Origin of the sequence: Neobacillus niacini (assembly GCF_030817595.1) — a bacterium.
Lineage (GTDB): Bacteria > Bacillota > Bacilli > Bacillales > Cytobacillaceae > Neobacillus > Neobacillus niacini_G.
The window spans coordinates 89,722-115,071 of the sequence record NZ_JAUSZN010000003.1 but is presented as its reverse complement, the minus strand read 5'-3'; the positions used below and the strand labels follow the sequence as shown (position 1 = coordinate 115,071).

The window sequence follows — 25,350 nt, the reverse complement described above, 5'->3', positions numbered from 1 at the left end:
TTTCATAAAAAAACGTTTTTAGTTGAACCAGCTTCCTACGGATTTAAAAGTGTTACTAATCCCCGCACCTATATCTTTAATTCCTTCTTCAACTGCTCCTCCAAGCTTTTCGCCAACACCTTTAATCTGGTCCTCAAAGACAATACTTCCGACTCCGCCGACTAAGGCACCAACGGCACCGCCAACTACGATTCCGACAGGGCCACCCACGCTCCCAATCATCGCACCGACTTTAGCGCCTCCGCTGATTGCGACAAAATCAGCGGCAAGTCCAGCAACTGCGCGTCCGGTCTTTTCTCCACCGGTCTTACCTGCATTATCAGGATCAACAAACTCTGCAGTGTTTGCAGCGATTGAAATTCCCCAGCCAACCAATGGGACTTTCTTTGCCGCTTTGGTCCAACCCTTGGCATCGATTAGGTGCTCAGCAATTTCCTTTGTACCGGTTGTTATTCGTTTTTGAAATGTACCAGATAAAGTATCCGCTTTTAACAGATTCCAATTCTTTGGAAAACCAGCAGCATGCTTTAATAAAGCTGAAGGGTTGTTATAAGAAGCTGCCAACTTATGAAGTTGTTTTACAATATGGTTGGTAGGGCTCGATTTTGAAAAATTGTAAATGGCACGAGCCAGCTTCGAGTCATATCTTCCTCTCCCTCTACTCTTCCAGGATGGATGAGCTCCTACTGTAAATTTATAATCACCCTTAATTTTCTTCCAAAACTTTGGCTTTCCGCCTATGTAATTAATTTTAAGCTTCCGTGAAATCCCAGCACTAAGAGCAATTGTGAAAAGTTGTGTGCCAACTAATGCGGCATCTCCGATACTAAGTTTTCCATTGATGTAGTTAAAGACATTTAAGATACTAGCAATCGTTGATTTCTTAGATTCTGGGGTTAAGGCAGATTCAGATTTTTTGGTTAGCTCCGTTTCTGTCCGGCAATACTGATCCATGGATTGAGCAATAAACCGGTCCAAGTTTCTTATCCGCGTCTCTAATTGATTAGCTGACGTGATAGCAGCATTGAACCTTGAACGTAAATTCCCCCGATTCATAATCTCATGATCTATTGAATACCTAAGAACGCTTAAACCATCGCTAACCTCTGATACTTTTTGAGACATGAGACCAATACTGGCACCAGTCTGTTTAACATAATCTGTATGAATTTTTATAGGCGGCAATTTTTTGCACCTCCATGTACTCTAGTAAATTAGTTCCCAGCGGCATTTGCCTTTTTTTCCGCTTCCGCTTTTGCCTTCGCTTCTGCTTTTGCTTTTGCCTCAGCTTCCTCTTGGCGCTGAATTTGATGTGCAGCCGAGAGAACATCTGTACCAATTGAACTTAATTTAGAAGAAAGTGCTGCGATTTCCTGATTAATACTATCAATACTTTGGTTGATATAGATCATTTCCTTTGCGGTCCAACCGTTGTTGAGATCCCCTTTCACCCTATTTAAGTTGTTTTTAACCTCAATTAGTTTAGAGGAATAATCGTTGATTCTATTTGCCTGCGACGCGGCTACATTAACATTAATACTCACATCATCACCTGCTCTTGGGTTTCAATTACAATGGGGACGGTTCACCCGGTTTATTCCCTCTATTTTCCTATTTATTATAAAAGCTATTTTTTTATTATTCTATAAAAAAGAAGAAATTGGTTATTTTGTACCAGTGGTCCTCCAAAATATATAAAAAATAACGCCTGAAGGCCTAGGCTTTTCCTTTACCCCTGTTCAACACTCTTTGAATACGAGGAAACAGATAAAAAAAGAGGCTCTCCTAGAGTTCAAAGAACAATTGGAAAACCTCTTTTTTAACATTATTAGGATTCAATTTTACATCTTGGTCTTGAGTCCACCTAACATTTTAGGATACTTTTTTAGCCTGTTCGTTTTCCTGTTCTTTCTTTGCCGCCTTTTTTGCCCAGTAGGTGGCAACCAATGGTCCAGAAATATTATGCCACACTGAGAAAATCGCACTCGGAACTGCCGTAAGTGGAGAGAAATGGGCAGACGCTAGTGCTGCGGCAAGTCCTGAGTTCTGCATTCCGACCTCGATTGAGATTGCTTTTTGATCAGCATACGGGAATTTGAACCATTTTGATATAAAGAAACCTAAAACCAAACCAACAAAATTATGAAGAATAACTATACCGAGAATCGCTAAACCGGATTCTAGGATATTGTCTTTATTACCTGCTACTACCGCAGAGATAACACCGACAATTCCAATTACAGAGACAAGCGGCAGAATTTTCGCCCCTTCTTCTGCTTTGTCCTTCAAAATCCATTTAAAGACAATACCCAGAATAATAGGTAGAAGAACGATTTGAATCGTTGACATAAGCATAGCTTTTCCTGATACAGGAAGCCACTGGCTAGCTAATAAATAAATAAGCGCAGGGGTTAGAATTGGTGATACCAAAGTAGCCATCGATGAAACAGCAACGGATAGAGCGACATTTGCTCTTGCTAGGTACGCCATTACATTCGATGCTGTTCCCCCAGGGCAGCAACCAACCAAAATAACACCAACTGCCACTTCAGGAGGGAGATTCAATCCTACTGCCAGAAGATAAGCTACACCCGGCATGATTATGTATTGAGCCGCAACCCCTACAAAAACTGCTAAAGGCTGTTTGAATACGGCCTTGAAATCTTCTACAGATAACGTTAATCCCATCCCAAACATGATAATTCCAAGCAGAATTGAGATATATGGAGCAATCCAGGTAAAACCGCCTGGAAACATCATGGCTAATGCCGTGAAAAGTAAAACCCAGTAGATAAAAGTGTTACCTGCTACTGTGCTAATTCTTGCTAGCATTTTCATTTGAAGTCCACACCTTTTTATAGAATTTTTTGATTATTTCATTATACATTATATTCAGACAATATCAATGACATTTTTCGTGATAAAATAACAAAAACCTCATAATCCTTATAGGTATGAAAATAAAGAGAAGGTCTTTCATCCGTTCAGTGAACTAATGAAAGACCTTCTCTTTTCATATTCATTTGCGACAGCACAGTATGTGTTTTCAACCTTGGCTGCGTTTAATCCAAGTAAAAGTATTATGACCCTATGAGCTCTTCAACTGCGCTCTTATTCGGCAGTGCAGAGATAGCTCCTTTTCCAGTTGTAGTAAGAGCACCGCTAGCATTGGCAAATTGAAGGATAGAGGCCTGGTGGTTTCGCAGCACTTCCTCAATGTTTTCCGGATTTGCAAGCAATTCTAGTAATTGATATAAGAATCCGCCAATGAACGCATCACCTGCTCCAGTTGTGTCCACCGCTTCAACAGCGTATCCGCTCGATTCAAACGTTTGATTTCTTAAAATCAAGTCCGCTCCCGCAGGTCCTTTTGTGTAGACAACCGCCTTCACGTTTCCAACAAACAACGATTTTATCGCGTCTGACTCATCTTGTAATCCTGTAATAAAATTAAGCTCCTCATCGGAAACCTTTACGATATCTGCAGCCGGTAAAAATTCCAGAATTGCCTTACGACAGTCCTCAGGATTTCCCCAAAGTGGAAGCCGCACATTTGGGTCAAAGCTCACCAAGCCACCCGCAGCTGAAACAGCGGCAATCGCTTTTTTATGAGCCTGTTTCATCGGGCTTTCCACCAGATCAACTGAGCAAAAGTGGAGTATATCCCCGGCTTGGAACCATGATGGCTCGATTTCCTCCTCACTTAACAGTAAATCAGCAGAAGGATTACGGTAAAATGAAAAATCACGTTCCCCATTTTCTTTTAACGAAACAAAAGCTAAGGCAGTATTCGCATCATCAGTCCGGTATATTTTCTCTGTCTCAACGCCGGCCACGTCAAGCTTTTCTACTAAAAAGTCGCCAAATGCATCGTTCCCTAATTTTGAAATCATCGCTGCTTCCTGTCCATACTTAGCAACAGCCGCAGCCACATTTGCCGGTGCTCCCCCAGGAGCTCTCTCAAATGCGAGAACATCTTTTAAGGCAACCCCTTTTTGAAGAGGAATAAAATCAATTAACACTTCACCAATTGAAAATAACTTTCCCATTTTTTCACCTCTAGTACGTCTAAAAGATTAGTTGATATCCCATTTAACAGCCTTTACATTCGTATGTCCGCCACGTGCAAACAAAGAGATTCCATTACTATTTTTACCAGGAAAAATCCTTCCAGTAAATACTTCCACTCCATCATTTACAAACACTTCAACAGAAGAAACATCAACAAAAATTCGGAACGAAATCTTTTCAGCGTCGTCCATCGTACATTTCCGAATCGTACCAAACTCTTCAGCAAAAGATTCACCAGAACTAGTCCGATCAAATACAACCTTTTTTACGACGGCATCATATTTAATTACAGTTTTCTCACTTTCTCCGACCCGAAGTTCAACACCAAATTCTTCAGCATTACTATCAGAGAACTCCGCAAGAAGCTCATACACGTCTCCCTCAAAGTTATCCAAACGTACATTTTCATTCTCAACACTTCGGCTGGTTTCTACCATTTTCCCGCGAAGCAAGTTCAACTCCGGAACTGGCTGTTGAATCAGTTTTCCGTCTTTAATCTTTAACTCACGAGGAAGTGTTAAACAATGTGCCCAGCCATTTCTATCAGTAGGATAGTCAATCTCAGGTAATCCCATCCAGCCGACTAAAATACGCCTTCCCTGGTGATCCACCGTTGTTTGCGGTGCGTAAAAATCAAAACCGCGATCTAACTCATGAAAAGCACCATGTTTCAGTTCATTATTCTCTAAATCTATAGGACTTCCTATTACATACCCTGATTGATAAATATTTTGATAGTGGTCGCCTTCTGCTTTTAACCCTTGTGGGGAGAAAAGGAATACACCTTGCCCATTCAGCTCAAAGTAATCCGGACATTCCCACATATAACCGAACTCTTCACCTAACCCCGTCTTCACTTCACCCGCAAACTGCCAATCAATTAAATCCCTAGAGCAGTATAAAACTACACTGCCAGTCTCATTTTTCCTTTGGGCACCAATGACTGAATAGAAGAGGTCCCCATGTTTCCAAACCTTTGGATCACGAAAATGATCGGTAAAACCGCTCGGAACTTCTGCAATGACCGGTGCATCCATTTTTACAATACTACCATCACGATTCATCACAGCCAAACATTGATAGGGGTGTCGATTCCAATATTCATCGCGCGTATTGCCCGTATACATTAAATATAAATTACCATCATGCTCAATTCCACTTCCGGAATACGCACCATGACGATCAAACTCATTCGATGGCTCAATGGCCACTCCAACATTTTCCCAATGAACCAGGTCTTTAGACTTCGTATGATACCAATGCTTCAACCCATGAACCGGCCCGAGCGGGAACCATTGATAGAATAAATGATATTCCCCATTAAAGTAACTAAACCCATTTGGGTCGTTTAACAATCCTGTCTCCGGCTGAATATGAAAAGACTGGCGCCATGGGCATTGATTCACTAGCTTGGCTAACCCTTGGATTTCCTCTTCGGATACATCGTTCAAGGTTCTGTATCGCTGCTCTTTTGTCCATTCCATGCTGTTCACTCCTAATACAGAAAGGAGAATCATGGGATTCTCCTTTTTATTTTTATTATGCTGCTGCTTTATCAGATGTTTGTTTAACTGCTTTTTTTTCGTCTCTTTTCGCTAATACAATCGTGACAATAAATGCTACGACAAATGCGATGGCCATTCCGATAATATATGAAATAATCGTATCTGGGCGAATCGAGATGATTCCTGGTATACCTGCTGCCCCTAGTGCAGTCGCTTTAACCTTGAACAGCGTAACAAAGCCAGATCCAACGGCAGAACCAATAATCGCACCAATAAATGGATAGCGTAATTTCAAATTAACCCCAAACATCGCTGGTTCAGTAATCCCAAGTAGCGCAGAAATCCCAGCTGCTGAAGCAGTTCCTTTGATCTTGGCATTTTTCGTTGTTTTTAGCACCGCAAGTGTCGCTCCTCCTTGTGCAATGTTTGACATCGCCGCAATGACGAAGATAAACGATCCACCTGTTTTCACGACATCGGCAAGCAATTGTGTTTCGACGGCAATAAAGCTATGGTGCATACCTGTAATAACAATTGGTGCATACAGTAATCCAAAAATAATACCACCAATCACACCTGTTGTGTCATATAACCAAACGATTCCATCTGTTAATAGATTACCAGCTGAGCGTGTCAACGGTCCTACCAAAGTGAATGTTAAAAGGCCAGTAACAAAAATAGACAATAATGGTGTTAATAAGTTGTCTAAAGCAGATGGAATAACCTTACGTAAGGATGTTTCAATTTTTGCTAGAATAAAAGACGCGGCAAGAACAGGTAAAACGGTTCCCTGATAGCCTACCTTTTCTATTTCTAGGCCAAATAGATTCCAAACTGGGACTTCATTATTCAGTACCGCTGCACCGTAACCGTATCCATTTAATAGGTCTGGATGAACCATAAGCATTCCAAGAGTTGCCCCAAGGAATGGATTCCCTCCAAATCGCTTCGTAGCGGAAAAACCAATTAATATCGGTAAAAAAACAAAGGCTGCATTTGCAAAAGTATTAATAAGTGCCGCCAAATCAGCCATTTCTGGGTTGGCATCCACTAAGGATTTTCCCTCAATAAATAAATCTGGAGCTGTTAAGACATTGTTTATCCCCATTAATAAACCACCTGCTACGATGGCTGGAATAATCGGAACGAAAATGTCTGACAGCATTTTGACGAACTGCTGAATCGGATTTAGTTTCTTTGTCGCTGCGTCTTTTACATCGCTCGTTGACATTTCCGTTTGACCAGACATCTCCGCCAAGTGTTTATAGACCTCGTTCACCGTTCCAGAACCTAAGATTATTTGGAACTGACCTCCGGTTGAAAAGGTACCTTTTACGACATCCATGTTGTCCAATGCTGATTGGTTAACGGCTGATTCATCTTTTAAAACAAGACGTAAACGTGTGGCGCAATGCGCTGCAGCTGATACGTTTTCCTTACCGCCAATGGCGTCCAAAACTTCCCGAGCAATTTTTTTATGATCCATCTTAATCCCTCTCTTTTCATTCGTATTTAGGAACCGGTTCCATTTAAGGATAAAAAAATAAAAACCATTTATAGGAGGAACCGGTTCCAAAATTATCTAAAAAAATAATTGGTTAAGAGAAACCGTATCCAACTGTTAGTATGAATAGGCTCTCTTAATTGGAACCGGTTTCGTTACCTTTATTATAGGGGACGTTTAAAGAGATTGTCAACGCTTTCCCGCTCAATAATTTCAAATTTAGAGACGGTTAATTTTTCCACATTGCGTTCATTAACGAGCTCTACAATATGCCTGGCAGCACTTTCCCCTGCTTCCTTGTAAAAAAACTTCGCTGTCGTTATTCCCGGATGAATGATTCCTGTCACATCATAGCCGCCAAAACCTGTAACAGCTACGTCCTGCGGTATTGTAATCCCTTCTGAGTATGACGCCTTCAAAACACCAAGAGCAATATTATCCGTTGCACAAACAAAGATGGCAGGCTGAAATTTATCGATGATTTCCTTTGCACTCGCTTGTGCAGCTGGAATATTGAATAATGTCTCATAGAAGCGAACATCACAATCGGCTACTTCTTGGATTGCCTTTTTAAAACCCTGCTTTCGTTTCACGCCTACTGAAATATCCCTTTCCGTTACGCCTAGATAAGCAATTTTCCGATATCCTTTTTCTAGTACATACCGCCCCATCGCATAACCAGCATGAAAATCATCATGAATCAGACTATGAAAGTCTTCATGTTCTTGTCCAATTAAGAGTACAGGAACCTTTACACTTTCAAATGCCTGGATATGCTGATCTGTGATTTCGGTAGCAAGCAAAATGATCCCCGCCATCTTTTGATTGGCGAAGCTATAAATGCTTTCAATCTCTCGCTCTAGACTTTGGCTAGTATTGGAAATAAGCATCTGATAATTCATTTTCTTTAATTGTTCATCGATGCCAATTAATGTTTGTGAAGAAGCATAGGAATCAAGCCGCGGGACAATCGTGCCAATAATATTCGTTTTCTTCGCTTTTAAACTCTGCGCAAATGGATTCGGAGAATACCCAGTTTCTTTGATGGCCTGTTCAATTTTCTTCTTTGTTGCTTCCCCAACAGAGCCGCCATTTAAATACCGAGAAACCGTACTTTTCGCCACACCCGCAAGCTTAGCAATATCTAAAATCGTACTCATTGTCCTCAACCTCATAACATTTCAATTTCGATATCATTATAGTAACATAAATGGCACTATCCACAATGGAGCAATGATGAACATCGATCTGATAAGGAAAAGAAGTGTTTCCTCAACAAATGCTGGAATCTTTATCTCTTTTGATAATACTGGGGCAAGATTCTCAACGACACTCTTCCAAATGTCAAGTCCACCAAAATCAGCGGTTGCCAATGGACCAATAAATGCCCATCTGAACACAGGGATATAAATCTGTTAATAAAGTTAAAATGATAACCGCCGTATTTCACGAGTCAACTTCTCGACAAATTCTGCCTAACTAAGGAGGATTAAACATAGGATTAACAGCATTTAAAGTTCTTCTAATCAATCGTTTGGTTAAAACTAAATTAGCTAATTAAACGTTTGATTGAAAAGTGGGTAAACTCTTTAATTAATCTGCTTGGAGCTGTTTTCAAGAGAAATAATTATCGAATAATAGTTGTGGTTGTTAGGAATTTTCTTCAAAACTGACAATAGAAACTAGTAGAATACATATTCCGGCAAATAGCAACAAATTTTATACTAACTAATCGTTTGTTTAAAAGTGCTGCAAACCCTTTTAAACCAAGCTATTATCAGTTTTCTAAAACAATTTATTGTCGAGGAAATATCCGTATAAATTTTATATTGATAAGTGGTTTTGATAATCGTTACCATAACACCTTTAACGGAATTTCAATGTTTTTCACTGAATTGCGTTAGCAAAATGGTAGCAACTTTTCACAAAAGTAACATAATTCAACCATTTTATACGTTTATGAGAAGGATATAATACTAGTAGTCCCAGCAAAATTCTCCTTTAACCCTCACTTTTCTTTTCCAAAAAACAATTCACTATGGAAGCAGGTCGATTTTATGAAGAACAGCGATAATACGAGGGATATTTGTAACGAGCAAGAACCTCAGATGAAGGTATTGATGAAGCACTTTGAAAATCCCCAAGAACGTGATCAACTATTAAAAAATATGAGAATAAGTGCTGAATTTGACATGAGGCACCGGGGACACTTTTTATATTATGGCAAGGATTTTATCGACTATAAACTTATAAGCCCCTATGACAAGGACCGCAATGAGTTTCTCCGTATCTTATCAAACTTTATGACCACCGTTTTGGAAGATGACTGTCCACCCTCATGGAAAAAATGCAAACGACCATTCTGGGAAGAACTGATTTTCACCCACTTTCCTCATGTCATGAGAATTACCCCTGATCAAAAACAAGTAGAAACTTTCCTTTCCCAATTAAGGATGTTTGTCCAGTGGCTTGATAAGCGTGTTGGTACAACATGGTTTGCAGTCGTTGATAAGTATTCTAAAGAGGCAATTTCCGACCTGAAAGTATGTGAGCAAGTGCTGAATACAATTTTTTTGAGAGACTTTCCACAACTCCATCAGAAAGGTTTTAGTCCCGAGCATCAAATCGAAATAACTAACCAGAGTTTCAAGCAATGTACGAAAAGATGGGATAGCCTTTTTGAGGTCACAAGTATCATTGACCAGATTACTGTTTTAAAAGAATTTAACACCAATAAAACCTATTATGTAAAAGGCTTGCCCACCATTATAATCGTTCCTGAACTTATTATGAGTGGCATTATTGGCCGAAAGAGTGGCACCTTGCTTTGGGAGTGGTTTCAAACCGAGGGAATCTATCCACAAAAGGGGAGGAAATACCTTAAACTGAATAGTTAAGCAAAAGAAAAGGCATCACGACATCGGTTTTGCTCCGATACAAGCTTGTTATATATCTGTAAATCTTTTTCATATAATTTCAAATAAGTTGCCATTCCTTGATTCTTAACCTTTTCAAAGCTATCCCAGTCAACAATACCGTATTCCATATTCAATTTTTCGGCATTCGCCCAAGCGGTTTCTTCGAACGCAATATTCATCTCATGCTCTTCGATTAACATTGTTAGATGATTGTAATCACTGTATTGTTCGGATATTGTATGGTTTTTTTTCATCTCGTAAAATTCAAGTGTTTTTGTCAGTGAATCGAGTAAAGCCTTCCGGTCCAACGCATGCCCTAACTCATGTAATGTGAAAGCTTTAATATAACATTCGAGTGAAACTTCAGCCTGCATTTCCTTTATTGCTTCTTCTATACGTTTCACATCATATCCTATATAGTTAAGGATAAAGTTATAGCTCATATTCACCCCTGTAGGGTTTTGCCTCCGTTCAATTTCTATTCCAACAGCTCTCATTGTTGACTGTATTAACTGCTCAATCCAGTTTTTTCTACTCTTATTGTTCAATTTTCCCCCTGGCTTTCTCATTTAATTTATCTTTTGAGGTATATAATTATTTTACGCTAATTAATAGTGTGGAAGTCTTATATTCACATATTTTATTATATGAGGTTTCCCACAACTATTAGAATATATATCAAAATAAATTCGGCAGCAACAAGTAATACTAAGTATAAGATAAAGAGGGTTTGCACTTATCGGCTGGGGGATCAGGTTACATCAATCATCCGATAGGATAAATAGACGGAAAAATTCCGCTTAGTTATTAATTTATAACAAAATAGGCTTAAATAGACGGAGAGATTCCGCCTATTAGCTCGGAAAATTCAAAAATGGGCAATTTTGCTTTGCATAGTCGGAAAAATTCCACTTATTTACCCCAAAACGAGCTCCATTCTGAATCTAACCGGAAAATCTCCGCTTATTCAACGGTGCCAATACGACTGTCATTTTGGAATAAGAATCAATGGGGTAATTAATATAGAAGGCATCCAACGCAAAAAAGGGCGTCCCATATTGTATGGGACACCCCTATTTCGTTAATATATCGGATTAATTTTGATGAGTGTTGCTACGTATTTAATCATTGTCACGTTGTCTGGCACGTGACTCTCCGCCTTTGCGCCCGATCTCTTCATAAAACTCTCTGTCATGGTTTTCTGAAGTGGCTTCGCCGCCTTTTCGCCCGATCTCTTCATAAAACTCTCTGTCGTGGTTTTCTGAAGTGGCCTCGCCGCCTTTTCGTCCGATTTCCTCATAAAACTCTTTGTCATGGTTTTCTGAAGTGGCTTCGCCGCCTTTACGCCCAATCTCCTCATAGAACTCTCTGTCGTGGTTTTTAGCGGTAGCTTCGCCGCCTTTTCGTCCTGCCTCTTGTAAAGTCATCTTATCATTATCGTTGTTATTTCGATTATTGTTATTCATTAAAAATTCCTCCTATATTATTCTCTTAATACTTGGTTTTCAATATCACTAGATAACTAGAAATTTATTTTATTAACTATTGTCATTGTCACGTTGTCTAGCACGGGCTTTGCCGCCTTTACTGCCGATTTCTTCATAAAAATCTCTATCATGGTTTGCAGCGGTAGCTTCGCCGCCTTTTTGCCCGATCTTTTCATAAAATTCCCTATCATGGTTTGAGGAGGTGGCTTCTCCACCTTTCCGTCCCGCCTCTTCGACAGTCATGTTACCATTATTGTTTTCGCTGCGATTGTTCTTGGTATTCTTCGCCATAGAAATATTCCTCCTTAATTTTATTGGAATTTTGTTGCACTCTTTATATTCCCGCCCTCTATTAAATTAAACACCTTTTTTTGATTGCTTTTAGAAAAACCCAAAGACCTCCTATAGGTTCAAGTGAATTAACCCCTGCTCCTTAAAAGCAAAACCCTTATAACTATCGAAGCTAAATATATTTAATTTCTCTAGTTTTTTTTCTATCAAATCGGGTACATATTCTTATACTTTAGATTAATGAACTGGGGGAAAGGAAACATGAAAAGAAACAACACCATGATGCAATTTTTCGAGTGGCATCTAGAGCCAGATGGAAAACACTGGAGACGTCTGAAGGAAATGGCACCAGAATTAAAAGAAAAAGGAATTACATCCATCTGGATACCGCCCGTAACAAAGGCAATCTCTCCTGATGATAATGGCTATGCCCCATATGATTTATACGATCTGGGTGAATTTAATCAAAAGGGATCCATCCGGACAAAGTACGGGACTAAACAAGAACTAATAGAAGCAATAACTGCATGTCAAAATATCGGCATTAAAGTCTTTATAGATCTCGTAATGAACCATAAAGCAGGTGCTGACGAGACGGAAATAATTAACGTCATTGAAGTGGACCAGGAGGACCGGACGGAAGAGATATCTGAACCCTTTGAAATTGAGGCTTTTACAAAATTTACATTTCCAGAGCGGGGGCGGAAATATTCTTCTTTTATATGGAGGCATGAACATTTTGTCGGGACTGATTATGATAATAAGACGGAGAAATCGGGAATATTTAAAATCCTTGGAGATGACAAGGATTGGAGTAATCATGTAGATAATGAATATGGTAATTATGACTATCTAATGTTTGCTGATATTGACTATGAACACCCTGAAGTAAAAAAAGAAATGATAGAATGGGGAAAATGGCTTAGTGATACCCTTAACTGCGATGGATACCGTCTTGATGCACTCAAGCATATTAATCACTATTTTGTCAGTGAGTTTGTAGAGGAGATGCGTAAACACCGTGGTGATGACTTTTATTTTGTCGGTGAAGTATGGAGGACTGAACTTCATGCCTGCCAAGAATACCTTGACCATGTCGATTATCGGATAGATTTGTTTGATGTCCCCTTGCATTACAAGTTGCACCAAGCCTCCAACGAAGGCAGCGATTTCGATTTAACCAGTATTTTCGAAGGTACCCTTGTGAACTCCCATCCTAAGAATGCTGTAACCTTCGTTGATAATCATGATACTCAGCCCCTGGAATCTCTTGAATCATGGGTTCAAGACTGGTTTAAACCCAGTGCATATGCCCTAATTCTCCTTAGAAGAGATGGTAATCCGTGTCTGTTCTATGGGGATTATTACGGAATCGGAGGACCGGTGCCAGCAGAAGGACACAAAGAAATCATTGATCGCCTTCTCTTTGCCAGATACGAGAAAGCATACGGGGAACAACATGATTACTTCGACCATCCAAATACCATTGGCTGGGTTCGCATTGGCAGTAAAGAGTTTAAACACTCAGGGTGTGCGGTCGTCATCTCAAATGGGGAAGATGGTGAGAAAAGAATGTACGTTGGTAAAAGAAAAGCTGGAGAAACATGGGTGGACCTAACAAACTCAAGGGATGACCAGATCACTATCGAAGAAGATGGTTATGCCACTTTCCCGGTTAACGGTGGCTGCGTTTCCGTTTGGACTTACCTTCCTATGGAATAAGATACTTTTTAGATAATGGCCAAATTTTAATAGAACAAACAAAATGTCCACTAGCAGGTGGACGTTTTGTTTGTTCTATCTTTTTGTGGTGTGAGTTAACTTTTTATAGCTATATTGATGATATCCTTTCTTTATAAAAGGGATTCGGCACCGTCAATGTAAATTTCACTTCCGGTTATATGGTTTGATTGGGTAGAAGCAAGGAATAGTACTAAGTCGGCGACTTGTTCAGCCTTTCCTGATTTGTGCTTCAATGGTTGGTTTCCTTCAGGATATTCAATAGGGATTTCGACTTTTTTTAGTTGTTCATTTTCTTTCCATGTGTTTTCATTGATACTTGTTTCAATCGCACCTGGGCAGATTATGTTGACCCTAATACCGTAATTGGCAAGCTCAAGAGCAGCCATTTTCCCAAAGCCCATCTGGCCAATTTTGGATGTACTATATGCAGACATTCCAATATTTTTATAGATTCTGTTCCCATTAATGGAACTAGTAATAATGATACTACCCCCTTCTTTCTTCAAGTACGGGATCGCATATTTTACAGTTAAAAATGTACTCGTTAAGTTATTGGATATGGTTAAGTCCCATTCCTTAGGTTCCAAGTCTTCTATGGGCGCAACTTTCCCATTAATCCCCGCGTTCGCAAAAACCACATCTAGTCTCCCCCACTGATCAATGGTTCTTTTGTAACAGGTCTCCACTTCCTTGGGATGAGCAACGTTTGCTTCTAAGACAAGTGCCTCACTCCCCATTTCTTCAATCTGATCTTTCACTTTTTCCACGTTTTTTTTATGCAAATCTATTAAAGCAATCTTTCCCCCATTTTGAGCAAGCTTTAGAGCTGCAGCCCTTCCGATCCCTGAGCCAGCCCCTGTAACAAGAGCAACCTGATTTTGAAGTAGATTCTCCACGTTATAAAGCCTCCTTAAAAGATGATATCTATTACTATATCCGCCATAGAGATTTTGAAACATAAAGATTATATTGGTTATTCCTATTGATATAAATTATTAACATGACTATCACAAGAAAATAGAATGATTAAATAATTGGCAGCACACTGTTCAACAATCCAAAAAAGTGACGTAAATATCGTAAAAATGAACAAAAAATAAGCGCCCTTTAAGCAGGGAGCCTGTATATATAATCCTATGGAGGCTTTTTAAGGACATTTCGAACCATTATTCCCCTTCCACAATCTTTGCAAAGTCATCCAGCGTAGTTGAATACTTTACATAAATCCGCGGCAAAAGGTAAAGCTCATCTTTTATTCCCTTTTTAGAGAATGCTTCAGGCGTGGTGGTGAGCCCAAACCTATAATGCTTCTTCGTTTCCTCTACCACCTTGTTATTCCACGTTCCATATGGGTAGGAAAGAGCAATCACCGGTTTACCCGTTAGTCTTTGAATCTTATCCTTGGACTCTTTAAGTTCATAGTCATAATCTTTTATTTTTATTAAATCAGAGTGAGTCGCGGTGTGCGACTGGATGGAGATGATGCCGGAATCCACCATCTTTTTTATCTCCGATTCCGATAATCGGATCGATTGGCCAATGAAATCTGAAATGATAAAAATAGTTCCTGTTGGTTGAAATCGTTCTGTTTTCAGCTTTTGAAAGATAGCAAAGGCCTTTAGATTGTTTTTATATCCATCATCAAAGGTGATAAAAATGGGCTTGTTTACTTTATCAATGTCCTGCCATCGTTCAAACGTTAATAAGGTGAAGCCATGGTCGCGCAAATACATCATTTGCTTCTCGAAATTTTCCGGTGTGACATATAGCTCCTTAGAACCCAATCCTTTATACTCATCGATAGAATGATAAACCAAAATCGGTACTTTCCCCTGTGCTACTGCCTGTGAAGGGACCATTAAAAGAAGAATACTTAGAAGAAACTTTTTCATAAAACTCCTCGCTTTATCTCATTTCCGATTATTGTTCCTCGTTTGCTTAGATCTTATCATTTCATTTCGTGTGGTGAGAGGCACAGGTAAACATAGAAAAATGGCCTCTCATAAGTTTGATAAACTAATGGAAAGACCTTTTCTAACGGTTTTTACAACTTATAAATCTTCTTGACCAATAGAAATAAAAAAAGAGGCTACTCATGAATTTGCAAAATTAATGAGTAGCCTCTAATAAGGCGGAAGGTTTTTATGATAATACCTTCGATATCACTTTCTTAGTCATGTCCTCATAATCTTTACACATGATTTCCCATGATTTTTCTATATCTTCATCTAATCCAAATAAACCGCTGCGACCTACGATATAAATATCAGGACCGGCTGCATCAATTTTTTTAAATGTTTTCCGACTAGATGAGCCCCTGCCTACAGAACGATAATCCTTTACATTATCTTTGAATTTATTTGCTTTATGATTAGGGAATGGAGTTAGTAGTAAAACCATTCCATTAATAAAATAAATTGCTGCAGGCACGAAAAAGGATAAACCATAGAACAAATCATGAGAAATAAAAAATACAATCATAATCGGTAAAAGAGTTGCCCCTACTGAGAGCTTTGCAGGAAGGCTTTCAGATAAAATGGGAAGAAAACCGCTTGTTGTTACAGCGACTTTTCTAAATATTATTTTTTTAGCAGGTATCCCATTAGCCCCTAACATCCAAGTAGCATTTGTTTTGGCATTAATAGCAGGCTTTAGTTATTCTATTATGGATTCTGGGACGTTTCCAGCACTGATTGAAGCCTTCCCAAAGAATTCAGGCTCAGCAACTGTTTTGCTAAAGGCGTTTATGTTGCAATATAGGAGGTCAGTATGAGAAGTCCATTTTTTAGAATGGCAACTAGGTAAATCTCAATTAAATAAATTTTGACTTCGTGATTTTTTTAAAAATATTTCTCTTCTCTAGCTCTGTCATCTTTTTCTATTAATAACCAGGTAACTTTATGTAACCATGATAACTTTTTAAAATTTAGCTGTCTATTTATTTGTGTCGAATTCATGAACAAAAAGAACACATTCTATTCATTTGGTAATTTTGTCCCAGTAAATACTTTCTTTTAACAACTGAATTTGTTAATATGATTATATAGTTATTAAAAATAACCAAGATACTATTAGGGGGTGTTATTAATGGATACAGAAAATAAATTATGCAATAAAGTTGAAGAGTGCTACCATATTATGGGGAAGAAATGGATGGGTCTCATTGTTCACGCTTTAATGGAGGAGCCAAAAAGATTCAGTGAAATTCATGCCTTCATTCCCGATTTAAGTAAAAGAGTATTAAATGAACGGATGAAAGAGCTCGAGGATAATGGAATTGTATTAAGAAATGTCATTGCAGACCGTCCGGTAAGGACCGAATATTCTTTAACCAAAAAAGGAACAGAACTTGGACGATCACTCAAAGCTTTAGAGGAATGGGCAGATAAATGGTTGTAAATTGAAAAACCTCTCTAATAACTTTTAGAGAGGTTTTTCAATGTAATTCCTCTAGTAATGCTCCTCTTGCGTTTGCAAAACGTGTATGTCAACCAATACAATAATCATTTCATGGCCCTGGTTCTAGTCCTGAGTTTTCCACTGTCATGATTGGGATAATTTCTACATCTTGATCTACTCGAACTTGACAAGATAGTCGTAAATTATCATCAATAATTCCCTTCTTATTAAAGGCCTTTTTTTCAGTAGTTGTTTCGACGCAAAATTTACCACTCATTATTTCCACTCAATGTGTACATTTAACAATTTTTCTAACTGTACCTGTTTTGCCTCAACTTCATTGTCTTCCTTTTCACAAACTACATTTTCATGTTGAAGATTATTAAACATGGTCGATACCACTTCTTTAAAAATAGAGGATTTAGTTAATACATACATAATTATTTCCGTAACTGCTTTTTTTCCTGTTCGTTCTTTGTGGCAAAAATACTATGTTTATCCGGTTCAAAAACGATTAAAGATCGCATATTATCTGTATACCAAAATACTTTTTTTCAGTTCCATAATACTCATTTTCCCTTATACGAAGAAACTCTAACCCGATCATAAATTCATAGTAGGGTAAGTCCTTTTGAAGAAATTGAAATATCTTTATAGCGTTATGAAACGTCCTGTTTATAAATTGGTAGGAGACATGTTAGACCAAGCCATTGAACGTCTTCAGCCAGGCGATCATGTGATTCTTCATTCAGATCAAGGTTGGCATTATCAAATGAAACACTATCAAAAAACGCTAAAAGAGTACCGAATTACACAGAGTATGTCCCGAAAAGGTAACTGTTTGGATAATGCAGTCATGGAAAATTTCTTTGGCTTATTAAAGTCAGAACTCCTTTATTTACAGGAATTTGACAGTATAGAGCATTTTGAACAGGAATTAGCTGATAATATTCATTATTACAATCACAAACGAATGAAGGCAAAATTAAAAGACCTGAGTCCGGTGGAATACCGAACTCAAGTCTTAAAAGTTGCATAAAAATATTTGTCTAACTTTATTGGGTCAGATCAGGCTCGATTAGTTTTTTAATTGAATTTTATTGATTCGCTTTTTTCACCCATTCAGCAACGGTTACAGTACGTTTTGCTTGATGTTTAACAGCTGCTTGAACATCTTCAATCATTTTTCCATCTTGACCAACTGTTACACTTGTTCCATATGGGTTACCACCAGCCCCAAATGTAACGGGATCTGTATAACCAGGAGCTGCAACAATGGCACCCCAATGATACATTGTTGTATAAAGTGATAAAATGGTTGCCTCTTGACCGCCGTGAGGGTTTTGTGCTGATGTCATGGCACTTACAACTTTATTCATTAGTTTTCCATTAAACCAGAGACCACCAGTTGTATCTAGGAATTGCTTCATTTGAGCTGGCATGTTACCGAAGCGAGTAGGCACACTGAAAATAATCGCGTCTGCCCATTCTAAATCGTCTAATGTAACCTCTGGTACATCCTTTGTTTTTTCAACTGTAGCTTTCCAGACAGGATTCCCTTCGATAGCGGATTGCGGAGCCAGTTCAGGTACTTTTAATACTTTTACTTCAGCACCAGCTTCTTTAGCACCTTCTTCTGCCCATCTTGCTAATTGATAGTTTGTTCCACCCATGCTGTAATATATAACTGCCAGTTTTACATTTGTCATGTTTTCGTTCTCCTCTTTTTTTGAATTTCCAAATAATTTGGATAAAAACCCCATGTCGTTACACCACCTATTATTTACTTATTTTTAATTTCTAATTATATTAAAGTGCTTTTGCGTTCGTTGAATCTCTGTGAAAAATTAGTTTACTTAATGAGAATAGCTTGCTTCCATTAATGACAAGATATATTGCAATAGCTAAGAATGCTAGGTCTAGTTCATATCCAGCCATTTGACCATTTCCTAAAAACCCAATTGCTAGTTTCACCTTTAATGTTGCTCCAATCATTAATAATGCAAACAAAGCTGCAACTAGTCTTGTTGCCAATCCAACGATTAATAAGATTCCGCCAATTATTTCGAGTAAAGCAACTCCATATGCCGTCACTCCTGGTAAGCCAAGACTTTCAAACCAGCCCGCGGTATTCTCTATTCCGCCTTGAAACTTTACAACTCCATGAATAAAAAAGATTACTCCTAATGTTACGCGTAAAATAAGTGCTCCAATTTCATTTCTTAACATTTCCGTATTTCCCCCGTTTAGTTAAATTATTTCGTTATAAAATGCTTTTGATACCAAGTTGCAGCGGCCTCTACTTCTTCTCTAGTTAGTTGATGTCCTCTATTTTCCCAATGAAGTTCTACCTTTGCCTTTGCCTTTTCTAATAAGGACTGAAGCTCTGTAGATTCCATAGGAGAACAAATTGGGTCATTTGTCCCTGCTGCAATAAACACTGATTTCCCTGTTAAATCAGGCAGGTCAATTCCTTTTCGCGGCACCATAGGATGATGCAGAATTGCACCCTTTAGGGCATGTTGATAGTGAAATAATAAACTTCCAGCAATATTTGCTCCATTTGAGTAGCCGATTGCAAGAATATTATCGCGGTCAAAATCATACTTTTCAGCTGCTTCATCTAGAAACTCGTTCAATTCTTTTGTTCGAAAAATTAGATCTTCCTCATCAAAGATACCTTCTGCTAATCTACGGAAAAACCTAGGCATGCCATTTTCTGAGACATTTCCACGAACACTTAATACATTTGCCTCATCATCAATCATTCCTGCAAGTGGCAGCAGGTCTAACTCATTGCCTCCAGTACCATGTAGCAGTAACAAAGTTGATTTTGTCGAATTTTGTCCCTTATTGAATATATGTTTCATTATTTATCTCCTTCCAGAACTCGAATCGCTACAGGTGGTAAGGTCTCTTCTAATTCTTCTCTTTTTGACTCTAGCCAAGAAGGCAGCATAAGTTTTACCCCTAGTTCAGCGACCGGTTCATCCACTGAAAAGCCTGGCGGGTCGGTAGCGATTTCGAAGAGGATGCCCCCTTCTTCATGAAAATACACGGCTTTAAAATAATTTCGATCTCGAATTTCTGTTGGATAGTATCCTTTGTTTTGGAGAAGTGATCTCCATCTAAGTAAATCATCTTCATCCTTCGCTCTCCAGGCTATATGATGAACCGTGCCAGCCCCCATTAAACCTCGGACAGTTGGATTCAGCTGTATATCAACCGTGTTTCCAAGATGTCCCTGTGCCTTAAATCTTAGAAAATCACCTTCTTGGCCAATGCACTCTAACCCCATCACATTTTCTAGTACTTCTGTTGTTTTATGCGGCTGAGCTGAGTAAAGAATCGCACCGCCAAACCCTTTAATGGCAGTTTCTGCTTGAACACCGCCAAAGCTCCAAGGATTAATGGGCCCATTATCTCTTTCCACAAGTTCCAACAACAAGCCATCTGGGTCGTGAAATTTAAGATACTTTTCTCCAAAGCGAATGGAGACATGCGTTTCAATGTTGAATTTTTTCAATCGATTCTCCCAAAATGGAAGACTGCCCTTTGGAATGATGTAACTCGTCACTCCAACCTGACCTTGTCCAATTCGGCCTTTCAACTGTTTTTCCCATGGAAAGAAGGTAATAACCGTTCCCGGCTCACCCCTTTCATTTCCAAAATAGAGGTGATACACTTCAGGACGGTCGAAGTTGATTGTTTTTTTTATAAGCCTTAATCCGAGCACACCGGCATAAAAGTCGATATTTCTTTGGGCATCATTAACCATCGCTGTGATATGATGGATGCCTGACGTTTTTTGCATAGTATTCCCTCCTTGTCACCCAAGAATTTTTTAATGTTTTATTTTGGTCTTTCAATAGAAAACAGCTCGCCAATTTTTGCATAGTTGGTGCCAGCCAATCGACTTACCGCTGCTAGACCCCTAGGATCAATTCTTCCCTTTTCATATATGTTGTTTTCGATATGAAACTGAACAATTTTCCCTATAAAAAGATCACATCCTGGCGAATTCAAACCGCCTAATTCAAGAGAATGCTCCAAAGAACATTCCATTCGAATTTTGGCTTCTTTTACACCAGGTACGGAAATTTTCACACTTTCTACAGGTGTTAAATGAGCTAACTCTATCTCACTCTCATCAGGAGGTAGACTTGCCGCTGTTTGGTTGATTTTTTCTACGTTCTGTTCATCAACTATGTGAATCACAAATTCTTTTGACTCAAGAATATTTCTTGCCGTATCTTTTGGCTGCCCCTCTCTTCGCTGAATCGATAAGGAAATCATTGGGGGGTTTGACGAAACAATATTAAAATAACTGAAAGGTGCCCCATTTAAAATTCCACTTTTCGATAGCGTGGTTACAAAAGCGATCGGTCTTGGAATAATACTTCCGATTAGAAATTTATAATTTTCTCTTTCGGACAATGAGGCTGGATCAATTGAAAGCAAAGAAATCATTCCCTTTTTGTAAAATTAGTCTAATTCTCTTACTTTAAATGGAATCAACCCGCGTTCAATTTGTTCTCTGTGTGGTTCATACTGCGCAGGAAGCATTAATTTTTCACCCATCGTTTCTTGTGATTCATCATGTGCAAAGCCTGGAGGATCTGTTGCAATTTCAAATAAGATTTCCCCGTGTTCTCTAAAATAAATCGCATTGAAATAGTTCCGATCCTGTACTGGCGTTACGCCATAACCATTCGCTGCCACATACTTTTGCCAATCCAATTGGTCTTGGTCATCAATAGCACGCCAAGCAATGTGGTGTACGGTTCCCACACCCATCCGGCCGCGTCCATTTGAAGTTAATTTCAGGTCAATAACATTACCGATATCAGCTGAAGAACGGTAACGGGCAAAATCTCCTTCTTTCCCTACGAGTTCAAGACCCATAACGTTTTCTAACAAATCGGCTGTTTTATTAGGCTGTACGGAAAATAAAGTCGCACCGCCAAACCCTTTGATGGCAACATCCGGTGTTACCCCGCTAAAGTTCCAAGTATTAACTTCCCCTTCCTCTCTTTCAACAATTTCAAGGTGAAGACCATGTGGATCATCGAATTGTAAGTGTTGCTCTCCGAATCTTTCGCTTTTTGTAAAAGGAATATTGAACTTTTCAAGTCTATTCATCCAATATTCAATGGCTCCTTTAGGAACAACATATGAAGTAACTCCTACTTGCCCATCTCCAATTGTTCCCGGGCGGGCTCCAGCCCAAGGGAAAAATGTGATGATGGTTCCAGGTTTTCCTCCTCCATCTCCGAAATAAAGGTGATACGTGCCAGGATCATCAAAGTTTACCGTTTGTTTTACTAAACGAAGCCCTAGAACACCTGCATAAAAATCAACATTCTCCTGTGGATGACCTACAATTGCAGTGATATGATGAATACCCATTGTTTTCTTACTCATTTTAAAACACTCCTTTTTTATTATGATGTCTATTTTTAAATTAAATTATTGGCAAATATTTTAAATTAAGATTCTCTATTTCGAGATATTTTAGAATAATAAAGCATCCAATGCATATTGACCAGGCCCAATGAATGCTACTCCAATAACAACGGCAATGATTGTCAAATTATATTCATATCCATTTTGTGTTGACCAATAACCATTTTGAGCATGAACCTTTACAATTGCCATTACCATTGTAACTGCAATCATAATACCAGCAAGAGGAGTAAGTAACCCTAAAGTAAACAATAATCCTCCAATTAATTCTGCCAGGCCAGCCATCAGTGCCATCATCACACCTGGTTTCAAACCAAGGGACTCCATCCAGCCGCCTGTACCCTTTAAGCCGTAACCGCCAAACCAGCCAAATAATTTCTGTACGCCGTGAGCCATGAATGACAGCCCGATCGCTAACCTAATAATTAATAATCCACTACTTATCATTAAATTAGACCTCCTATTTTTGTCTTTTATCTTGATTTCGAGATATTTGTGAAAAAAATATATATTTACACTCTGTTATTAACTTTTTTTAAAAAGTTCACCATTAACTCGTGCTCATCACCAGTTAAATCTCCAAAAAATGAATCAACCAAGTCTTGATACTTCGGCATGATCTTTTCCATGATGTTCATGCCTTCAGCTGTTAAAGTAATGTGAATAACCCGCCTGTCTTCTCTACAGTCATTTCGTTTTATGATTCCTTTTTGTTCGAGTTTATCTATTACATACGTCATGGAACCGCTTGAGATCAGGATTCTATTTCCAATTTGCTGAATGGTTTGTTTTCCTTGATAGAAAAGTACTTCTAAGACTGAAAACTCAGTGATACTTAGATTATTTTTGGACATTTCATCTCTTAGCCGTTCCTGTATGGCTTTTGAGGTTTGCATTAGCAATAAAAAAGGCTGGTTTGTACATTTCCTTTCCATTCTTACACCTCCTGTTCGAATATCCTTAATTAATATATCTCTAATTCGAGATATTGTCAATACATACTCTCAAATAACTGTTATCTATTTTTCCCTATTGAGCTTCTTCAAAGTTATAGACATCATCTAGTTGGAGTACACGCATTTTACGTGGCAAGAAACTTCGTATCTCTTCTTCATTAAAGCCCACTTGTAATCTTTTTTCATCAAGGATTAATGGTTTTCTTAATAATCCAGGATTCTCATTTATAAGTTTATACAATTCTCGAAGTGAGAGAGAGTCGATATTTATATTTAACTTTCGGAAAGTTTTTGACTTTCTCGAGATAATTTCATCTGTACCATCCTCTGTAAATCGAAGAATATCCTTAATCTCATCTACTGAAAGCTTTTCAGAAAGAATGTTTCTCTCCTGATAAGGAATTTCGTGTTCATCGAACCAAGCCTTTGCTCTTCGGCATGATGTACAACTAGGTGATAGATATAAAGTTACCATAATTAACACTCCCCTATTATATTTTTCATCAGTTCAACTTCTATCAATTAGCTTTCGCATCTATCTTAAACCCGTGTATCTCGAATTACGTTATCTCGAATATGAGATAGTTTTATTATATATCAACTTCTAGAATTGTCAACAACAAATATTAAAAATCCCCTTTATGATTTTTTTCATAAAGGGGTTTAGGTTTATTGCACATTAAATTCCTCTAGCAGCATTATCTCAGTTTGAGGCATCGTTAAACCTAAATGCCAGCATCCCATTCCACCTAGTCCATATTGTCCAACTAAACGAAACTTAGTAAGCAGGCTTCTAGGGTCTTCAAACCACACTTCATGTAAGTTCCCTTTATTGTCTACATAACGGAACCATGGTGCTGCCGCCCTTTCATCATAATGGACTGCACTTTGATAGCCTGTATATAAATCGATTGCATGCTGAGTAGAATAAGCTTTTCCAGACTGTTTCTCCCCTTTTATTGTCCAATCATAAGCATACTGAGGAATTCCCAGCATCAACTTTTTTCTATCTACAATAGTAACAGCGTAATCAAGTGTTGCTTTTACTTTTTCAATTGGAGCGATCGGTCCTGATGGGCCTCCTGGCCAATGCCAATCATACGTCATTAAAAATAATCGATCCAGATACTTTCCAAGTGTTTGATAATCATAACCTGCTGAATAGGATGGTTCCTGATCTCCTTTTTTAGGCGGGACAGCCATCATGACCTCCATTCCTGCTGTATGGAGTTTTTCAGCCAATTCCTTAATAAATTGGTTAAGGTGGCTTCGATCTTTAGGTCTAACTTGTTCAAAGTCAATAACAACGCCTTTATAGTCGTGGCTATCCAAAAGGGAATAGATATTATTAATAAATTTATGTCTCAGCCAATCAGTACTCATTAATGTATGAACGAGCTCAGGATCAAATCCCTTTTCACTTAAATTGGATAAAGTAGCATAAGGGGTTAGATTCTTCTTCCACGCGATTTTATGTGCTTCATTTTCCTTTACTTCAATCAGATTGCCTTGCACATCAGGTTTATACTCAAACACAAAAATACTAGAAAGGGTACTACTATAGTTATTGATCATCCATGTATTCGCGTTTTTATCTTTTGGAACAAAATAGGTTCCAGTCCAGATATCATATTTTGGCGGACGAGGGATACTCAATTTTTGCCCTGGAACAATCACTCGATTTTTCAACCCATTTTGGTTCATTAACGTTTGTTCACTAATTGCATGTCGTTTTGCAATCTCCCAAACACTTTCCCCTGGCTGAACGATGTAAGTGGACCCCGGTATTAACATTGCCTGCCCAGGAACCAGTCCTATATTTTTAGCTAAACCATTTATCTTTGCAAGTTCGTCTTTATTTATTTTATATTGTTTTGAAATTTTATTTAAGCTATCTCCAGACTTCACTTCATGTATGACTTGAGCATTGGTCAAACTTGGGGTAAACAGAACAATACATACTGAAATGAATAACATTTTAAATTTTTTTACCATAAATAAAATCCTCCT

29 protein-coding genes and 1 pseudogene are annotated in these 25,350 nt (G+C 38.5%); 5 read left to right on the top strand and 25 right to left on the bottom strand.

Annotation, left to right across the window (positions count from 1 at the left end; translation table 11 throughout):
- Positions 1-18: 18 nt before the first annotated feature.
- From QFZ31_RS33515 to QFZ31_RS33480, 8 genes are all read right to left on the bottom strand, one after another.
- Entirely contained in the window at positions 19-1,185 is a 1,167-nt protein-coding gene (locus QFZ31_RS33515; RefSeq protein ID WP_307312532.1) for a hypothetical protein, read from the bottom strand.
- A gap of 29 nt (positions 1,186-1,214) precedes the next feature.
- Positions 1,215-1,544, bottom strand: a complete 330-nt coding sequence (locus QFZ31_RS33510; RefSeq protein ID WP_179603487.1) for a hypothetical protein — start codon at positions 1,542-1,544, stop codon at positions 1,215-1,217.
- Between the two features lie 328 nt (positions 1,545-1,872).
- On the bottom strand, positions 1,873-2,838 hold the full coding sequence (locus QFZ31_RS33505; protein WP_307312530.1) for a bile acid:sodium symporter family protein: 966 nt from the start codon (positions 2,836-2,838) through the stop codon (positions 1,873-1,875).
- Positions 2,839-3,080: 242 nt separating this feature from the next.
- Entirely contained in the window at positions 3,081-4,049 is a 969-nt protein-coding gene (locus QFZ31_RS33500) for a carbohydrate kinase family protein (protein ID WP_307312527.1), read from the bottom strand.
- Positions 4,050-4,076: 27 nt separating this feature from the next.
- Positions 4,077-5,555, bottom strand: a complete 1,479-nt coding sequence (locus tag QFZ31_RS33495) for a glycoside hydrolase family 32 protein (protein WP_307312524.1) — start codon at positions 5,553-5,555, stop codon at positions 4,077-4,079.
- A gap of 55 nt (positions 5,556-5,610) precedes the next feature.
- The gene (locus QFZ31_RS33490) at positions 5,611-7,062 is read right to left on the bottom strand and encodes a sucrose-specific PTS transporter subunit IIBC (RefSeq protein WP_307312520.1); all 1,452 of its coding nucleotides are present in this window, start codon (positions 7,060-7,062) and stop codon (positions 5,611-5,613) included.
- Positions 7,063-7,244: 182 nt separating this feature from the next.
- The gene (locus QFZ31_RS33485; RefSeq protein WP_307312517.1) at positions 7,245-8,240 is read right to left on the bottom strand and encodes a LacI family DNA-binding transcriptional regulator; all 996 of its coding nucleotides are present in this window, start codon (positions 8,238-8,240) and stop codon (positions 7,245-7,247) included.
- Positions 8,241-8,276: 36 nt separating this feature from the next.
- Positions 8,277-8,480 (bottom strand): hypothetical protein, encoded by a 204-nt coding sequence (locus QFZ31_RS33480; protein ID WP_307312516.1) that lies wholly within the window; start codon positions 8,478-8,480, stop codon positions 8,277-8,279.
- A 657-nt stretch (positions 8,481-9,137) separates the two neighbouring features.
- On the opposite strand from QFZ31_RS33480, the gene QFZ31_RS33475 reads away from it, so the two are divergent.
- Positions 9,138-9,977, top strand: a complete 840-nt coding sequence (locus QFZ31_RS33475) for a hypothetical protein (RefSeq protein WP_307312514.1) — start codon at positions 9,138-9,140, stop codon at positions 9,975-9,977.
- On the opposite strand, the gene QFZ31_RS33470 is transcribed toward QFZ31_RS33475, so the two are convergent.
- The 3 genes from QFZ31_RS33470 to QFZ31_RS33460 form a co-directional block, all read right to left on the bottom strand.
- Positions 9,974-10,546: an integrase gene (locus QFZ31_RS33470; RefSeq protein ID WP_307312512.1), complete on the bottom strand. Its 573-nt coding sequence runs from the start codon at positions 10,544-10,546 to the stop codon at positions 9,974-9,976. The genes QFZ31_RS33475 and QFZ31_RS33470 overlap by 4 nt on opposite strands.
- A gap of 573 nt (positions 10,547-11,119) precedes the next feature.
- Positions 11,120-11,464, bottom strand: a complete 345-nt coding sequence (locus QFZ31_RS33465) for a general stress protein (protein ID WP_307312509.1) — start codon at positions 11,462-11,464, stop codon at positions 11,120-11,122.
- A 72-nt stretch (positions 11,465-11,536) separates the two neighbouring features.
- Positions 11,537-11,776: a KGG domain-containing protein gene (locus tag QFZ31_RS33460; RefSeq protein ID WP_307192926.1), complete on the bottom strand. Its 240-nt coding sequence runs from the start codon at positions 11,774-11,776 to the stop codon at positions 11,537-11,539.
- Between the two features lie 261 nt (positions 11,777-12,037).
- On the opposite strand from QFZ31_RS33460, the gene QFZ31_RS33455 reads away from it, so the two are divergent.
- Complete coding sequence (locus tag QFZ31_RS33455; protein ID WP_307312506.1) at positions 12,038-13,498, top strand: alpha-amylase; 1,461 nt, start codon at positions 12,038-12,040, stop codon at positions 13,496-13,498.
- A gap of 131 nt (positions 13,499-13,629) precedes the next feature.
- On the opposite strand, the gene QFZ31_RS33450 is transcribed toward QFZ31_RS33455, so the two are convergent.
- The 3 genes from QFZ31_RS33450 to QFZ31_RS33440 all read right to left on the bottom strand — a co-directional run bounded on the left by QFZ31_RS33450 (position 13,630) and on the right by QFZ31_RS33440 (position 16,135).
- Positions 13,630-14,415 carry an SDR family oxidoreductase gene (locus QFZ31_RS33450; protein ID WP_307312503.1) on the bottom strand — a complete coding sequence of 262 codons (786 nt, stop codon included), beginning with the start codon at positions 14,413-14,415 and terminating at the stop codon, positions 13,630-13,632.
- A gap of 270 nt (positions 14,416-14,685) precedes the next feature.
- Positions 14,686-15,411, bottom strand: coding sequence for a polysaccharide deacetylase family protein (locus tag QFZ31_RS33445; protein WP_307312502.1), 726 nt, complete (start codon positions 15,409-15,411; stop codon positions 14,686-14,688).
- A gap of 250 nt (positions 15,412-15,661) precedes the next feature.
- Entirely contained in the window at positions 15,662-16,135 is a 474-nt protein-coding gene (locus QFZ31_RS33440) for a hypothetical protein (protein ID WP_307312619.1), read from the bottom strand.
- Between QFZ31_RS33440 and QFZ31_RS33435 the strand changes: the two genes are divergently transcribed.
- The gene (locus QFZ31_RS33435) at positions 16,056-16,292 is read left to right on the top strand and encodes a hypothetical protein (protein WP_307312500.1); all 237 of its coding nucleotides are present in this window, start codon (positions 16,056-16,058) and stop codon (positions 16,290-16,292) included. The two genes, QFZ31_RS33440 and QFZ31_RS33435, sit on opposite strands and share 80 nt — an antisense overlap.
- Before the next feature lie 314 nt (positions 16,293-16,606).
- On the top strand, positions 16,607-16,918 hold the full coding sequence (locus tag QFZ31_RS33430; protein ID WP_307312496.1) for a winged helix-turn-helix transcriptional regulator: 312 nt from the start codon (positions 16,607-16,609) through the stop codon (positions 16,916-16,918).
- Between the two features lie 109 nt (positions 16,919-17,027).
- Here QFZ31_RS33430 and QFZ31_RS33425 read toward each other — a convergent pair whose 3' ends face one another.
- A complete protein-coding gene (locus QFZ31_RS33425) occupies positions 17,028-17,195 on the bottom strand; it encodes a hypothetical protein (protein WP_307312492.1) in 168 nt (55 codons plus the stop codon).
- Between the two features lie 375 nt (positions 17,196-17,570).
- On the opposite strand from QFZ31_RS33425, the pseudogene QFZ31_RS33420 reads away from it, so the two are divergent.
- Positions 17,571-17,957, top strand: a pseudogene (locus QFZ31_RS33420) (IS3 family transposase); the annotation flags it as partial.
- Between the two features lie 58 nt (positions 17,958-18,015).
- On the opposite strand, the gene wrbA reads toward QFZ31_RS33420, so the two are convergent.
- From wrbA to QFZ31_RS33370, 10 genes are all read right to left on the bottom strand, one after another.
- Positions 18,016-18,681: an NAD(P)H:quinone oxidoreductase gene (gene wrbA / locus QFZ31_RS33415; protein ID WP_307312488.1), complete on the bottom strand. Its 666-nt coding sequence runs from the start codon at positions 18,679-18,681 to the stop codon at positions 18,016-18,018.
- A gap of 46 nt (positions 18,682-18,727) precedes the next feature.
- Positions 18,728-19,147 (bottom strand): DoxX family protein, encoded by a 420-nt coding sequence (locus QFZ31_RS33410; protein WP_307312485.1) that lies wholly within the window; start codon positions 19,145-19,147, stop codon positions 18,728-18,730.
- Positions 19,148-19,173: 26 nt separating this feature from the next.
- A complete protein-coding gene (locus QFZ31_RS33405; RefSeq protein WP_307312482.1) occupies positions 19,174-19,788 on the bottom strand; it encodes an alpha/beta hydrolase in 615 nt (204 codons plus the stop codon).
- Positions 19,788-20,732: a ring-cleaving dioxygenase gene (locus QFZ31_RS33400; protein ID WP_307312479.1), complete on the bottom strand. Its 945-nt coding sequence runs from the start codon at positions 20,730-20,732 to the stop codon at positions 19,788-19,790. Before QFZ31_RS33400 ends, QFZ31_RS33405 begins: the two co-directional genes overlap by 1 nt.
- Before the next feature lie 38 nt (positions 20,733-20,770).
- On the bottom strand, positions 20,771-21,379 hold the full coding sequence (locus tag QFZ31_RS33395; RefSeq protein ID WP_307312477.1) for a flavin reductase family protein: 609 nt from the start codon (positions 21,377-21,379) through the stop codon (positions 20,771-20,773).
- Positions 21,380-21,403: 24 nt separating this feature from the next.
- Positions 21,404-22,342, bottom strand: a complete 939-nt coding sequence (locus tag QFZ31_RS33390; RefSeq protein ID WP_307312475.1) for a ring-cleaving dioxygenase — start codon at positions 22,340-22,342, stop codon at positions 21,404-21,406.
- Positions 22,343-22,432: 90 nt separating this feature from the next.
- On the bottom strand, positions 22,433-22,831 hold the full coding sequence (locus QFZ31_RS33385) for a DoxX family protein (RefSeq protein WP_307312473.1): 399 nt from the start codon (positions 22,829-22,831) through the stop codon (positions 22,433-22,435).
- Positions 22,832-22,896: 65 nt separating this feature from the next.
- A complete protein-coding gene (locus tag QFZ31_RS33380) occupies positions 22,897-23,319 on the bottom strand; it encodes a MarR family winged helix-turn-helix transcriptional regulator (RefSeq protein WP_307312470.1) in 423 nt (140 codons plus the stop codon).
- Between the two features lie 94 nt (positions 23,320-23,413).
- A complete protein-coding gene (gene spxA, locus QFZ31_RS33375; RefSeq protein ID WP_307312467.1) occupies positions 23,414-23,815 on the bottom strand; it encodes a transcriptional regulator SpxA in 402 nt (133 codons plus the stop codon).
- A 194-nt stretch (positions 23,816-24,009) separates the two neighbouring features.
- Positions 24,010-25,335, bottom strand: a complete 1,326-nt coding sequence (locus tag QFZ31_RS33370) for a glycosyl hydrolase family 18 protein (protein WP_307312464.1) — start codon at positions 25,333-25,335, stop codon at positions 24,010-24,012.
- Positions 25,336-25,350 lie beyond the last annotated feature (15 nt).